This is a genomic window from Vibrio sp. 10N.286.48.C11, assembly GCF_041469805.1.
Classification (GTDB): Bacteria; Pseudomonadota; Gammaproteobacteria; order Enterobacterales; family Vibrionaceae; genus Vibrio; species Vibrio crassostreae_C.
The window spans coordinates 1-15280 of sequence record NZ_JBFRLK010000075.1 but is presented as its reverse complement, the minus strand read 5'-3'; the positions used below and the strand labels follow the sequence as shown (position 1 = coordinate 15280).

Sequence of the window (15280 nt, the reverse complement as noted above, 5' to 3'; positions counted from 1 at the left end):
AGTAAGTTTAAAAACCGCTAATCAGAGCTAGAAAGCCTACAGCGATAGAGATACAAACAAAAAGAGCCCCGTAATCACATTACGAGGCTCTTAATTATCTATGGGCTTTCACTAAGCACGGGTTGTATTAGGATCTTCTTGTCTTTGACTCGCATTCCAAACCAAATCACCGATACCATCCGTTGGTTTAAAACCTGTTGGGGCATCGAGCAACAACTGGCGAATCACTTCATGCTCTAAGCTATGGCAAGCAAAGTCTAAGGATTCAAGTAGCATGTCGTATTCATCAATTGGTAAGAACACTTCTTGTGCGGTCATGATACGTTCGTGAGCGGTACGTGCGACATTATCGCCAATCAACAACTCTTCATACAACTTTTCACCAGGGCGTAAACCTGAGAACTGAATCTCGATATCACCGTGCTGGTTCTCTTCGTTCTTCACTGAGAGACCTGAAAGCTTAATAAGGTTTTCCGCGAGGTCGGTGATTTTTACTGATTCGCCCATATCCAGCACAAACACATCACCGCCTTTACCCATAGCGCCTGCTTGAATCACCAGTTGAGCAGCCTCTGGGATGGTCATGAAGAAACGGGTAATATCAGGGTGAGTCACCGTGAGTGGGCCACCGGCTTTAATCTGTTTCTTAAACAACGGGATCACTGAACCTGAAGAACCAAGCACATTACCAAAACGTACCATACAAAAACGAGTACCGTTCTCTTTTTGGTTTTCTTGTTGTGCTAAGGCTTGTAAGCCCAATTCCGCCATACGTTTGGTAGTGCCCATCACGTTAGTAGGGCGTACCGCTTTGTCTGTCGAGATAAGAACAAAAGACTCTACACCCGCTTCAATAGCGGCTTTCGCCGTATAGTAAGTGCCGTAAACATTATTACGTACGCCTTCCACTACGTTGTACTCTACAAGAGGGACATGCTTATAAGCGGCCGCGTGATAAACCGTTTGTACGCCAAAGGACTTCATTGAGGTTAGCAAGCGATGTGAGCGCTGGACCGAACCTAATAAAGGCACAATTTCAACATCATAACCTTTGGTTTCTTTCACGAGCGAAAGCTCACGATCAATTTGGTACAAGCCAAACTCAGAGACTTCAAACAGCACTAACGTTTTAGGCTGTTGTTTCAAAATTTGACGACACAGCTCTGAACCAATAGAACCGCCAGCACCGGTCACCATCACCACCTTATCTTTAATATTGGCTTCCATTAACACTTGCTGAGGCGCAACCGCATCTCGACCTAATAAATCTTCGATAGGTACATCGGTAAGTTCATCAATTTTCGCTTTGCCAGACACAATATCCGCCATGTCTGGTACCGTTTGGATTTCAACAGGTAACGGCGCTAATAAATCCAGAACTTGCTTACGACGTGCACGAGAAGCGCTTGGGATCGCGAGTAAAATTTTTGAAATATCATACTTATCGATCAAAGCTTGAGTTTTGCCTAAACCGACAACAGGTAACCCTAAGATCACTGTGTTAGTAAGTGTGCTATCGTCATCAATAAATGCTCTGACTCGATAATCTTCGGAAGCACGAAGTGCCACCGCAAGCTGCCGACCACCGGAGCCTGCACCATAAATCAACACTTCTTGACGAGAGTCTTTCGATGGTGACGTAGTGGCAACAAGGTTACGAACCACAAGACGAGAGCCCCCACACAATAGCGCCAAGTAAGCACCATAGATAATAGGGACAGTACGAGGGATTGGCTCTTGCAGGTAATAAGCGAATACGGCCAAAGATACTGCCGATAATATCGCACCAGCCATCACCACAAACAGCGCTTGAAAGGTGAGGTAGCGGAGAACGGCGCGATAAAGCCCTATATTTGTAAAAATGATGACCGTTGTAACTACTGTTAAGCCAGCCAGTAATAAATTATCACCATCACTCAAAAATTGAAAATTGCCAAGCCTTGTCCACAAAGCAATGTGCAGAGCAAAGAGAATAAGCAAAGTATCAATCGTGACACTTATGATCCGCTTTTTCAAGCGAGACAGTTGCCATATAAAATTTAGACGTTGCATAAAATTATTCTTATTTGTTGGTATTTAGGTGTACTGAGAGCGTGTTAAAAAAACTATCGAAGTAACATTCATTGACAAAGCCCATCAATATATTATGTACCTGATCATGCTCCACGCTTAACTTATCATGAACAAACGCCCTAATAGTCTCAAATTTAAACCTATTAGGGCATTTAGGTAACGCTTCAAAAGAAGGAGCTTAAACGATCACCAGCCTCAGGGATGAGACAGGGAGTGCTTTAGAGTAATGATTAATTAACAAAATTACCTTAGAAAAAGATCAGCCCCAATAGGCCGCACGGAATCGAGGGAAATTAATCAGAACCAAATAAGTCACGAGTATAAACTTTATCCGCAACATCTTTAATTTCATCGACCATGCGATTTGATACAATCACATCACAGCTTTCTTTGAATTCTTGTAGATCGCGTATGACTTTTGAATGGAAAAACTCATCGTCTTTCAAAACAGGCTCATACACAACTACTTCTACACCTTTCGCTTTGATGCGTTTCATCACACCTTGAATACTTGATGCGCGGAAGTTATCTGATCCAGATTTCATGATAAGACGATAAATACCAACACGTTTGGGATTTTGACTTAAAATCGACTCTGCGACAAAATCTTTACGAGTAGTATTTGCATCAACAATTGCTCCGATAATATTATTCGGAACATCAGCATAATTTGCTCGCAATTGTTTAGTGTCCTTTGGTAAGCAGTAACCACCGTAACCAAATGAAGGGTTGTTATAGTGAGAACCAATACGCGGGTCTAAGCTCACCCCTTCGATGATTTGGCGAGAGTCTAATCCATGAGATTCAGCATAAGTGTCTAGTTCGTTGAAGTAAGATACTCGCAGTGCCAAGTAAGTATTAGAGAACAGTTTCACAGCTTCAGCTTCTGTCGAATCAGTAAACAAAACTTCAATATCTTGTTTCTTCGCTCCTTCAACCAGTAAACCAGCAAATATTTTAGCTCGCTCACTACGTTCACCAACTATAATACGAGAAGGGTACAAGTTGTCATAAAGTGCCTTTCCTTCACGTAAGAACTCTGGAGAGAAAAGTAAGTTATCACACCCAAACTCTTCTTTAATACGAGCAGTGTAACCCACAGGGACGGTCGACTTAATAACCATTATTGCGCTGGGGTTAATCGCCATGACATCTTTAATTACAGCTTCAACCGATGAAGTATTAAAGTAATTAGTTTCAACATCGTAATCCGTAGGTGTAGCGATGATGACAAATTCCGCATTTGAATAAGCCAAGATTTTATCAAGCGTTGCTGTGAATTTTAAAGGTTTGTTTGCCAAAAAATCTTCAATTTCAGCATCAACGATGGGTGATAATTTATCGTTAAGTAATCTCACTTTCTCTTCGATAATGTCGACTGCGACAACGTCATGATGCTGTGATAACAGCATCGCATTTGATAAGCCTACATAGCCTGTACCGGCAATTGCAATTTTCATAAGTAGCCAAACATGTTCGTAAATTAAAATAAAATAAGGGTATATTCTTGCAATAAGTTCTACTTAACGGCGTCACCAGAACCGCTGCCCGTTACAGTCATTAGGATATACTTAAAGTAATCCTTTAATGTCAATGAATCGATCATTTGTTTGTCCACTTTAGCCAGCAGATCTGGAGTTGACATATCAATGTTCTGAACCTGAGCGAGTCCAGTCACACCCGGTAAAACATCATACACACCTAGAGCATCACGCTCTTTAATCAACTCTTCTTGGTTAAACAAATTGGGGCGAGGACCAACTAAACTCATTTCACCTTTCACAACATTGATTAATTGCGGTAGCTCATCAATTTTAGTTTTACGCAAAAAGCCACCAAGCCTTGTGATTGAAGCATCGCTCGCTAAATGACTGGCTACCGACTTTGTCTCAACCGACATGGTACGAAACTTAATAAGTTTAAATGGTTTTTTGTTACGACCAACACGTTCTTGAATAAAAATTGGTGAGCCTGTATCAAACATGCCAATAATGATTACAACAACAAGAACTGGCCATAGGAACAACAAACCAAACAAAGAAGCGAGAAAATCGATTAAACGGATCATGTTACTTGTTACCTCGTTTATTTAAAATATGGTCAGCTGTTTCTTTAAAACCATCTTGTAAAGACTGAGGTGGTGTCCAGTCTAGTGTTTCTTTGGTATGAGATATATCTACCTGCAAAGAACCAATAAGGCGATCAACAACATCTTCTTTTTTAAGCAACTTGCCCGAAAATTTGTAGCACCAAGCAGGAACCGGTAATTGGAAGTTTTTCTTACCACAAGCAACTGACATTTCACGAACCATTTCAGAAGTAGAAACATCGTGATCATCTGAAACTAAAAACACTTGATTTTTTGCTCTAGGGTGCTCGATACAGGTAACAATTAAATCAACCAAATTGGTCACAGATACCAAACTACGCTTATTTGAATTGATCAAACCAAATGGTAAAGGAAAACCTTTAGAAGCCAAATTCATTAAAGAAGCAAAGTTAGCTTTAACACCTGCACCGTAGACTAAGGTTGGTCTGATAATCACAACTTCTAGTCCGGTATCTTGAGCTAACTCTAATAATTGAACTTCAGCTTCAGACTTGGATTGACCGTAAAAATCTTCTGGGAGTCTAGGGCTTTCAAAACTAAAAGGATTATTATCGTAAGTATGTTCACCATTGGCTTTGATACTACTAATAAAAATAAATCGTTTAACACCAGATTCTGCAGCCTGCTTAGCTAGGTTCAAGGTTCCTGCAGTATTAACTTCTCGATAATCATTAAGGGGCTCTACAGATTCATCCTCCATTATATGAACTCGAGCTGCAAGGTGTATCACGACATCAACCCCTCTTAATGCCACTGAATAATCCGTGTCACTACCAATTTCAAGATTAAAAAATTGTTCAGAAGATTGTATCTTAGGCTTTTTACGGCCTAATGATAGTGTGCTTTTAGCTGGAAGTTGCTCTAATAACTTACTACCTATAAACCCCGAAGCACCAGTTAAGATTACTTTCATTTGTTTGATTTCTCGATTGTGTTTATTATCTGACTACTGGCAGCTTCAACTGAGAAGTAAGCTTTAAGCACCTCATAGGCTCTAGAACCCATTGCACTTCGTAAACCTAGATCTTGAAGTAACATCAGCGCAGCATCATACAAAGATTGATCTTCACCATTTATATAAGCCATACCAGTTCCTTCATGATTGATAAACTCAATGACATCATTACCTTGGTTTACACTACCTAAAATTGGCAAAGACTGAACCATATAACCCAATAATTTACCAGGGAAGTTATGCGCTTTATGGGTTTTGGCAAGAGAAAACAAACCCACATCGACTTGAGTCAAAACTTCTTTGTAAGCTTCTTGGCTAATTGAGGGGAGAAGCGTCAAGTTATTTAGCCCTTTTTTAACCTTCGTTTTTTCGACTAGTTCAAACTCATCACCCTGCCCGATAAAGAGAAAATGAGCTTTAGGGTGATCTTGCATGCTTTCAACTAAGTGCAATAAGTTACCCATATCTTGCGCATGACCGATGTTGCCACCATAAAAGTAAATAACTTTGTCATTCAGTTGGCACTGCTTTCTTATATCAATCAACGAGGTACTATAACTTTTTGGGCTCACGTCAGCCCAGTTACGAAGAACTTGAAGGTTTTGATAGCTTGGGTGCAGCTTTGAAAAATACGTCACATTGGCAGGTGACATTAAGCCGATAGTATCCGATGCGTTGTAGTTCACCCTTTCGAAGAATCGAAAATAACTCGCTATAGGAGATTTTTCAGATATCAACCCCTCATCGATAACCCATTGTGGAAACATATCCCTTAAAACTAGATAGTTATACGTACTACAATAGCGCTTGAACCAGTGCATTAGAGGGCCAAAGAATATTGTAGGGGAATAATTCACGCAAGCATCAAATGACTTAATATTATCAGCACCTCTTAATGCTAAATACGCATTCAATGACAGTAGCGACTCCGTGATCACTCTTTGCACCTTCCCTTTCCCTCTCATTGGAGGACTGCGAAAGCGCCAAACTTCTACACCATCTAGTTGCTCTCTCATCAAGCGTTGCTTTTGCTTGCCATGACTAGGGGTAATGATAACAGGCTCGTGACCGAGCCTTTTCAGCTCCAAAGCTAGCTCATGAAACATTTTCGCATGAACCAGTGTACTACTTGGTAAGTAGTCATCAGGAAATAACGCGATTCTCACAGTTTAGTATTCCTTCCAAACTACTCGCTTGACGTAATCAGTATACGAGTGAATGATTCTCACCATTTTGTCAGATACATTCGGCATGCTGTAATCGTATACTGGGCGTAATAATCGCTCATCACCACTTGGCTGAGTCTCTAAAACTTGCAGCGCTTGCATTACACGCTCGACATCTAAACCAACCATCATGACCGAAGCTTCTTCCATTCCCTCAGGGCGCTCATGTGCTTCTCGCAAGTTTAATGCAGGAAAATTCATGATCGAAGACTCTTCATTAATAGTGCCGCTGTCTGAGAGAACGACTTTGGCATTTTTTTGAAGGTGGTTATAGTCATGGAAACCCAATGGCTTGAGCAATTGAATATTCTGATGAAACTGAATACCTTGAGCTTCAATTCGATTACGAGTTCTAGGGTGTGTTGAAACTATCACTGGTAAATTATAGTATTCTGCAACAGTATTTAATGCCTCAGCGAGCTTCGCCAGTTGTTTCGGAGAATCTACATTTTCTTCACGGTGAGCACTCACCACAAAAAACTGCCCTTTTTCAAGTTTTAAACGAGCTAGCACATCTGAACAATCAATTTGAGGCATGTAATAACTTAATACCTCAAACATTGGGCTACCTGTTTTGATCACACGATCAGCAGGTAGACCTTCTGCTAGCAAGTAGTCGCGAGCAATAGAGCTGTAAGTTAGATTTATATCGGCTGTATGATCAACAATGCGGCGGTTAGTTTCTTCTGGTACACGTTGATCAAAACAGCGATTACCCGCTTCCATATGAAAAATGGGAACTTTGCGACGTTTCGCTGGTATTGCAGATAAACAAGAGTTGGTATCACCCAATACTAGCATTGCATCTGGCTGGATCTCTTCTAATGCTTGATCGACTTTAATGATAACTTGCCCGATAGTCTCTGCTGCATTTTTACCTGCAGCATTCAAGAAATAATCAGGTTTACGTACGCCTAAATCATTAAAAAACACTTCATTTAGCTCGAAGTCATAATTTTGACCAGTATGAACAAGAACATGGTCGCAGTGTTCATCTAACTTAGCTAAAACTCTAGATAATCGAATAATTTCAGGTCGAGTTCCGACCACCGACATTACTTTTAATTTTTTCATTTTAAATTCCTACAGTGGCTTTGCAAACGTGTCTGGCTTTTCTCGGTCAAAGATTTCATTGGCCCATAGCATTACGATTAGTTCAACGTCACCTATATTAGTCACGTCATGAGTCCACCCGGGAACCGTTTCGACAACTTGGTAATCATCACCAGTAACATCTAATTCGTAACACTCACCTGTTGAGATATGTTCAAACCGGAATTTTGCTCGCCCTTTAATAACTAAGAATTTTTCATTTTTTGAATGATGATAGTGCCCACCACGAGTGATACCTGGATGAGCAGTAAAGAAAGAAAACTGCCCCGCATCCCTAGTTTTTAACAGTTCACAAAAAGAACCACGAGGATCAGTGTACGCAGGCACTGTGTACGAGAACTGTTCAGGAGAATAATAACTAATGTAAGTCGAATAAAGTGCTCGTAAGAAGCCCGAGCCTACGTTTTCCGTTATTAAAGATGATTTACTTGCTTTAAATGCCTCAAGTGCGTTAGCAACCTCACCAACAGTCGTAGGATAGATTGGCTTAATTGACTGCTCGCCGGATTCCTCATCATGGTTCAAATGATGAATAAAATGTTCACAAACTGTATCTATATAAACTAAATTGACTTTTGCTGCAGGGTCGTTGATTGTCAACGGTAAATCATTAGCCACATTATGGCAAAAAGTAGCAACCATTGAATTGTAATTTGGTCGACACCACTTACCAAAGACATTTGGCAAACGATAGATATAGACTTTTGCTTGAGACTGAAAACCGTATTCCTTTACAACATCTTCTGCCTGAGCCTTGCTAACACCGTATGGGTTCGATTGTTCAGCTTGTATGGAAGAAGTAAGAAGAATAGGAGTAGCTTTGTTGAGCTCATTTAGCTTGGTTACGATATGCGAAGTTAGGTCAGCATTGCCTTGTTTGAATTCATCGTCATTTTCCGGCCGATTAACACCTGCTAAATGATAAATGAAATCTGCTGTTTCTAATGCGTTATATAAATCTTGAAGTGAATGGGCTCGGTCAATTTTAACAATATCTGTAAAACCTTGCTCTTCTAATTGAAAACACAGGTTCTTACCAATAAAGCCTTTTGCGCCTGTAACTAAAATTCTCATTACACACCTTCAGGTACGTTAAGGCTACCAGCTTCGATATCAGCAATAAAATCCAACTTATGAAGTAGCTTAACCATACCAGCTACATCTAAACGTTCGGTATTATGAGAGTTGTAATCTTCAATAACACTTAAATCTTGTTCACCCTCTTCAACGTATTGTGAATAATTTAAATCTCTGTTGTCTGAAGGGACTCGATAATAACCACCTTGGTCTTCAGCAACAAACATCTCTTCACGACTACATAATGCTTCATACAATTTTTCGCCATGACGAGTACCTATCACATTGACTTCATGTTCGGGTTTAGACGTGATGGTTTTTAAAGCCTGCACTAAAACATCAATAGTCGCTGCGGGTGCTTTTTGCACAAAAATGTCACCATTAATACCATGTATAAATGCATGTAATACAAGATCGACAGCATCATTCAATGTCATCATAAAGCGTGTCATATTCGGATCTGTAATTGTAATTGCATCGCCATTTATAATTTGACGCAAAAACAACGGAATTACCGAACCACGAGATGCCATAACATTGCCATAGCGAGTAGCTGATATTACTGTTTTATTAGGATCAACATTACGTGACTTAGCAACAATAACTTTTTCCATCATCGCTTTGGAGATACCCATCGCATTAATTGGGTAGACCGCTTTATCTGTGCTTAGACAGACAACTCTAGCAACTTCGTTTGCGATACAAGCTTCAAGGACATTTTCTGTCCCCAACACATTGGTCTTAACAGCTTCCATAGGGTGGAATTCACACGAAGGTACTTGTTTAAGTGCTGCTGCATGGTAAACAAAATCAACACCACGTGTAGCCGATAGAATAGAGTTGTAATCGCGTACATCACCAATATAGAATTTTAATTTGGGTGAATGATACTTCTTACGCATATCATCCTGTTTTTTCTCGTCACGAGAAAAAATACGGATTTCTTTAATATCTGTTTCTAAGAAACGGTCAAGCACCGCGTTTCCAAAAGAACCAGTTCCACCAGTTATCAATAAAACTTTATTTTTAAACATTATTAACCTTAAGTTTGGAAATACAATTTAGATATTTTTTTGCTCTATCCTTCGCACTTGGTTTTGAGAGTGCAAAATGATAGGCATTAACTAAAACTGATGTTAACTCTTGATTGAGTGTTAAATTATCAAAAATCACTCTAGCAATATTTTGTGCATCATATGGGTCAAAATAAAAAACATGGTCTTCACAAACATCTTTAACAAAAGGTAAATTAGATGCAAAAACAGGCACCTTCATTAACATACCCTCTAAGGGCGTTGCTGAAAAACATTCCAAAAGGCTTGGAAATATTAACGCATCAATTTCTCGATAAAAGGAAGGGCATTGATTGCTATTTATAGGTCCAATAGAATGGAAGTTAGGTAAGTCATTGAACTCTAAATCCGCCATTTCGTCATCTGTTAGCGTAAATAGAAAACGATGTGTCAAGTTCAGATCATTTTCTAAAATATGACTAACCTTAGCCAGTATTTTAAGATTCTTATGATAATAGCCTCGTCCCAAAAAACCAAAAGTTAGCACGTGATCGGATTTGTTAAAAGGTAAGGAAATCCCCGCCCATGTTTCAGGTTTATTATTAAAAAAACCTGAAACACAGTTTTCAACAACAGAGATCTTATCTATATCTACCTTTCTATTCTCAGTTAGTGCCATCTTCACATGTGGGAGCTCAACAATTAATTTATCAGCCTTATTAAAGTAAAGCCATTGGACCTCATACTTAACTCTATTTAATATACGTCGGAAAAAATTAAAGTTATGAAAAACTGGATTATTAGGATACGCAATCCAAGCTTGAGCGAATCCGACAATATTAAAAGCCGCATCGTTATTATGGTAGTTCGGGCCAAAGACAGTAAACACCACATCATATCCATTAAAATATTTTTCTTTGCAAGCCGTCTTTTTTACGCCAAAAACATCAATCACATTAAATTTATCGAATGAACAGAACGAAAACTCTTTATCCAAGTTGTAATAGACCGAAGTAGAGCAAACTACACTAATACGAGCTTCTTCTAGTAGATTTGAAGCATTAAGAATGTCAACGAGTTCAGAAAGAAAGGAAGCTGCAACCTGTACTCCACCACCAACATGAAGGTTAGAAGCATTAATTAGAAGTCTCATCATCTAAAACCTAAATTATAATACCTAACAACTTTATAACTAAAACCAACAACTAATACATAAAGCAACACTTTACTGAGGAAAAAATACAAACCATCCAACCAATGATTTAAAAAACTCATAAGAATGTAGACCGAACAAATAGAGAAAAAAAACAAGGGTATTACGCTAAAGTTAACAATATAAAAACGCATGAAATACCGACATACAAAAAAGTGAAATATGCATAAGAATACATATGACAAAATCGTTGCCCAAGCAGCACCTTTTAACCCCCATAAAGGAATAAATAAATAGTTAAGCAAAACATTAATAAACAAAGCAAATAATGTAGCTAAAGATATAAAGGCTGTTTTTTTTCTATAATAGGTAAAATTTGCATATATGAGATATATATGAACGAGTGCGTTGGAAATTGTAATCAAAGGAATAATAGGTATTCCTTCATAGTAACTCGAGTTGCTTAAAATAACAACAAACTCTTGACTAAATAATACTAAAAGAGAACCCACGCAAAAAATCACAACACAGCTAAACCTTGTTACTTTTAATATATCTAAATTTGAACCACTTTTAATTAATTCAAAAAATCTCGGTTGCCAGGAACTATTCCAAGCCATAACGACAACGATGACAGCCATTCCAAGATTATAAGAAAATGAATAAATACCAGTAGCATGAGAACCTAATAGATCATTAATAATAATTCTATCTGCATGCGCAAGTAAACTTGTAGCCAACACATGAGGGATCAATGGAATAGAAAACTTAAATGCATCCTTCACAAATTTGATTTCAAATTTGAATTTTACAATATAAAAAATAGAAGGTAAAATAATAACCATTGATATAGAAAAAACAATAATACTAGCATAAACCTTTGATAAATACTTATCACTAAGAAGGCAATATGCAATTAAGAACATTAATATAACTTCAGTCAATTTAGATGTTATATTTATAACGGCATAACGACGACTCTGTCGAGATGCTTGAAGGTAACTACAATAGATATTGAAGTAAGTCATCAAAAAACAAACAACAACAACCAAAAACAAATCAAACTCATTCAAACCAAACCATTTGGATAAAAAAGAATGGTAAAAAGGGAACAATCCAATCGTCAAAATTTGGATTGGAAATAATGTTAATAAATTTGAAAAAAGATAGCTACCAAAATCATCCGATGAGTGTAAATATTTATTATAAACTGCATTTTGAATATTAAAAGAAAAGAATACAAATAAAATTGATATTGCTGAAGTTATTAATGACAATATTCCATAGTCTTCCGGAGATAATACCCAAGATAATAAAGGCAATGAAATAAACAAAAAACCTTTGACAAATAAATCCGAAATGAAATAATTGATAAAATCTTTTGCAACTCTATTGATCTTCACTTAATCACCGATATATAAGCTCGAACTTGATTTGCATCGCGAACAGAAAAATCAATATCATTTACATTACTTAAATAATGTAAATAATTTACCTCTAGATTATTTATTGCTTTATCAAGTGAAGAAAAGCAATCAGGTTCAAATACTAAACCTGATTGCACACTTGTAACCATATCATAAGCACAACCAACCTGAGAACTAGCAATCACCGGCATTCCATTCCAAAGAGCCTCATCAACGACCAAGCCCCAAGGTTCAGATAGAGAGGGTATAATAAAACAATCATGATCTCTGTAGATGTGATGCAACTCTTCATTAGGAATGTAACCAAGCAACTTTACATTACTTCCAGCAATACGCTTTAATAACTCCTCATCTTTTCCATTACCAACAATAGAAAGTGACTTGTTAGAATTATTAAAATATCGAACTAGAAACTCAAGATTTTTCTCTTGAGATAACCTACCAACATAAAGATATTTTATATCATCCTTTCCAATCAATCTGTCCATTATTTCACGATAAAACCTAGATGCATCCCTACTAGGTATACCAACACCGTGAGTTAGAACAACATCTCCTTCAAAGCCTGATTTATCAACTATATCACATTGCAATTTACCTGAAGGAAACAAAATACTCATTCGATTTATCAGAAATTTTTTCACATTCCAAACAAGCCCACTGGTTCTTGACTCCTTGATACTACTCTCTATTACCATTGAATTTCGGTTCTTACCTAGCATGACCATCAAGGGGATTAGCTCTATCAATTCCCACCCAGGATATACAATCTTTTTAAATTGTATAGAACTTAATATAATGAGCAACCGATAGAGACACACTAATTTATTTCTTTCTTCAAAATTACCATTACAAATAACATCATAATCGAAATTTATTTCACCTTTCATAAAATCCGACATTCTTATTGATGATGATTTTGAAATAAAAACAACTCTTATATTAAGTTCTTCACTTAACTTATTATATAAGTTTATTTTATAGAATGCAGGCAAATTGGTAATAAAAACATAATCGTAAGTATTATTCATTAATAAGATCCAACCATTGACTACTGACACTTTTTTGAGAGAATTTTTCTATGGAAGATATTGAGTTAGAAGAAAATAGCGCCCTTGATTCCGGTGAATTCATTAAATACGACATACTATTAGATAATTCAACAATATTACCGGGTTCAACTAACATACCATTATAGTTATGCTTTATAATTGTTTTAGGCCCTGCTGGGCAAGAAAAACTAATACAAGGTAATTTATGTGCTAGGGCTTCAATTAACACCATACCAAGACCTTCATATCTAGAAGATAATACAAATATTTCTGAGCTACTGTAAATTTCATCAATGTTATTAGTAAAAGGCTTTAGCGAGACTGAGGCTACTTTGTGATTTTCAATTATTTTTTCTAGTTTTTCTTTATCTTCACCTTGACCATAAATTTCTAGTAACCAACCTTCACGCTGTGTTTCTGGAATATTACGCCAAGCATTAATCAACAGATCAAACCCTTTTTGTTCACAGTAACGACCAATTGCGATAATTCTTTTAATCTTCACATTACTTTTCACGTCAGAAATACTGTACATATTAGGGATAACATTGACTTTCCCTTTAGGTAACCAAGAATATTTTGAGAAGTCCTCGTTCGTTTGAGTGACAACTTTCACTCTACTGCTTTTGTACAAAAATCTTCTTAACATTCTTAAAAAAAAATTAGGGACATCATATTCAAAATGTTCAATTGCGATTATATCGGATTTTTTGGTACTCCTCAAAACCATTGCCAGTGCCAGTGTTTTTATATCTGGAACCACAATATAATCAGGGGTATTACTACGGAAAACGTCATTTATTTGCTTTGATTTTTTGTATATATATATAAAATCAAAAATCAAACCTCGTAACAGACCATAAGGTCTATTATACATGCTAATCTCATAAGTATTGTTGAGGTAATCAATAGGTAGGTCAACAACTTTAAATGCGACTTCTTTGTTTTTCTTATAGAGACTGATAACTTTCGTAGAGATGAACTTATTAAGCTCATCAGATAGATTCAAAGTTACTTTTTCGATCCCACCGCATTCTGAAGCATCGCCTAAAATAAATACTACTTTCTTCATATAAAACCTATATAAATTTAAATAGACCAATAGTTTTGTAATTATAATAAGGTTAAAATTACAAAACCTATTCTCTTGCAAAACTGCCAACAAAGAACAATCCCGTTTACCCCTGGGCAAGATTACAAAACCCCTTGCCCTGCGTATTTATCACCTTCAAAACTATTGAGCATACTAGAGCCTGTCTCTTGATCAGATCTTATAACGATTCTCCAGTAGCAAAGAGAGTTTTAGCTACCCGATAACCTTTCACTTGAGATTGAAGTTCATCCCACCCGTCCCAAACGGTTATCCAACTCGCCATACCTGTTCTTTTTGTGTCGGTAAAACCACCTAACTTCGCAATGGGTTGATAAGCCCATTTCATGCTTGGCGCTCCTTTGCCTTTATGGTTTCGAGGCTTATAATGTTGCATTAATATTCGCCATTCATCCTCTTCTAATACACAGCTACAACTCTGATTTTCCAACGCTTTAGATTCCTCAACTTGACCTCTTTTGCGAAGGTAAATTGGAAGCGTAAGGACCTCTCGAAGCTGCAACAAACGAACCCCTACGAATGCGAGGATAGAGGCTGCTCGTTCTAAATTATCTGCCGATGTCATTCGTAATCTTTCAACACCAGCCCCTGTTTTCCAGGCTTTATGGAAGTCTTCTATGCGCCATCTCGTTGCGTAAATTTCTATTACATGGAGCTGTTGTTGTAGTGTCTCTATCGGCTCACTGGTTAAGAGCATCCATGACACTTTTTCATGCTCTTGGACTGAGCTAGATTCTTGAGCGTAAACCACATTAAGTTGATGCTCTTGTCCTCCCATCTTTATCGTTACAGTACTCGCTTTTACTGTTAATTTGGCTGTGCGTGACGGGCGATTTTTCGTCTTGTTGCGGGAGCCTGTCACTCCTTTCTGTGGGATAGTGATCGTGTACAGGGCAAGATTACGAAGCCCCTTGCCCTGCAAGGACTTGCGAAAGGTAAGCGTTATTGCGGTTCGCTTTTTTCTGCTTTC

Annotated in this window: 13 protein-coding genes; all 13 read right to left on the bottom strand. The window is 37.6% G+C overall.

Translation table 11 applies throughout. The features are described from left to right. Positions 1 to 111: 111 nt before the first annotated feature. Complete coding sequence (locus tag AB4209_RS17375) at positions 112 to 2052, bottom strand: polysaccharide biosynthesis protein (RefSeq protein ID WP_372056666.1); 1941 nt, start codon at positions 2050 to 2052, stop codon at positions 112 to 114. A gap of 314 nt (positions 2053 to 2366) precedes the next feature. Beyond that, positions 2367 to 3533 (bottom strand): nucleotide sugar dehydrogenase, encoded by a 1167-nt coding sequence (locus tag AB4209_RS17370; protein WP_372056664.1) that lies wholly within the window; start codon positions 3531 to 3533, stop codon positions 2367 to 2369. A 59-nt stretch (positions 3534 to 3592) separates the two neighbouring features. After that, a complete protein-coding gene (locus AB4209_RS17365; RefSeq protein WP_372056662.1) occupies positions 3593 to 4141 on the bottom strand; it encodes a sugar transferase in 549 nt (182 codons plus the stop codon). A 1-nt stretch (position 4142) separates the two neighbouring features. Continuing rightward, positions 4143 to 5096 carry a UDP-glucose 4-epimerase family protein gene (locus tag AB4209_RS17360; protein WP_372056660.1) on the bottom strand — a complete coding sequence of 318 codons (954 nt, stop codon included), beginning with the start codon at positions 5094 to 5096 and terminating at the stop codon, positions 4143 to 4145. Then, the gene (locus AB4209_RS17355; protein ID WP_372056658.1) at positions 5093 to 6304 is read right to left on the bottom strand and encodes a glycosyltransferase family 4 protein; all 1212 of its coding nucleotides are present in this window, start codon (positions 6302 to 6304) and stop codon (positions 5093 to 5095) included. Before AB4209_RS17355 ends, AB4209_RS17360 begins: the two co-directional genes overlap by 4 nt. Positions 6305 to 6307: 3 nt before the next feature. Then, positions 6308 to 7438, bottom strand: coding sequence for a non-hydrolyzing UDP-N-acetylglucosamine 2-epimerase (gene wecB, locus AB4209_RS17350; protein WP_372056656.1), 1131 nt, complete (start codon positions 7436 to 7438; stop codon positions 6308 to 6310). Positions 7439 to 7447: 9 nt separating this feature from the next. Next, positions 7448 to 8551, bottom strand: a complete 1104-nt coding sequence (wbjC, locus tag AB4209_RS17345) for a UDP-2-acetamido-2,6-beta-L-arabino-hexul-4-ose reductase (protein WP_372056654.1) — start codon at positions 8549 to 8551, stop codon at positions 7448 to 7450. Next, positions 8551 to 9588 (bottom strand): polysaccharide biosynthesis protein, encoded by a 1038-nt coding sequence (locus AB4209_RS17340; RefSeq protein WP_372056652.1) that lies wholly within the window; start codon positions 9586 to 9588, stop codon positions 8551 to 8553. The genes wbjC and AB4209_RS17340 overlap by 1 nt, the downstream gene beginning before the upstream one ends. Next, the gene (locus AB4209_RS17335; protein ID WP_372056650.1) at positions 9581 to 10723 is read right to left on the bottom strand and encodes a glycosyltransferase family 4 protein; all 1143 of its coding nucleotides are present in this window, start codon (positions 10721 to 10723) and stop codon (positions 9581 to 9583) included. The genes AB4209_RS17340 and AB4209_RS17335 overlap by 8 nt, the downstream gene beginning before the upstream one ends. Next, positions 10720 to 12123 carry an oligosaccharide flippase family protein gene (locus tag AB4209_RS17330; RefSeq protein WP_372056648.1) on the bottom strand — a complete coding sequence of 468 codons (1404 nt, stop codon included), beginning with the start codon at positions 12121 to 12123 and terminating at the stop codon, positions 10720 to 10722. The genes AB4209_RS17335 and AB4209_RS17330 overlap by 4 nt, the downstream gene beginning before the upstream one ends. Next, positions 12120 to 13178 (bottom strand): glycosyltransferase family 4 protein, encoded by a 1059-nt coding sequence (locus tag AB4209_RS17325; RefSeq protein WP_372056646.1) that lies wholly within the window; start codon positions 13176 to 13178, stop codon positions 12120 to 12122. Before AB4209_RS17325 ends, AB4209_RS17330 begins: the two co-directional genes overlap by 4 nt. Further along, positions 13171 to 14271: a glycosyltransferase family 4 protein gene (locus tag AB4209_RS17320; RefSeq protein WP_372056644.1), complete on the bottom strand. Its 1101-nt coding sequence runs from the start codon at positions 14269 to 14271 to the stop codon at positions 13171 to 13173. The genes AB4209_RS17325 and AB4209_RS17320 overlap by 8 nt, the downstream gene beginning before the upstream one ends. 199 nt (positions 14272 to 14470) lie before the next feature. Then, positions 14471 to 15280 (bottom strand): IS4 family transposase (locus tag AB4209_RS17315; protein WP_372056642.1); only part of this gene is annotated, 810 nt, incomplete at its 5' end.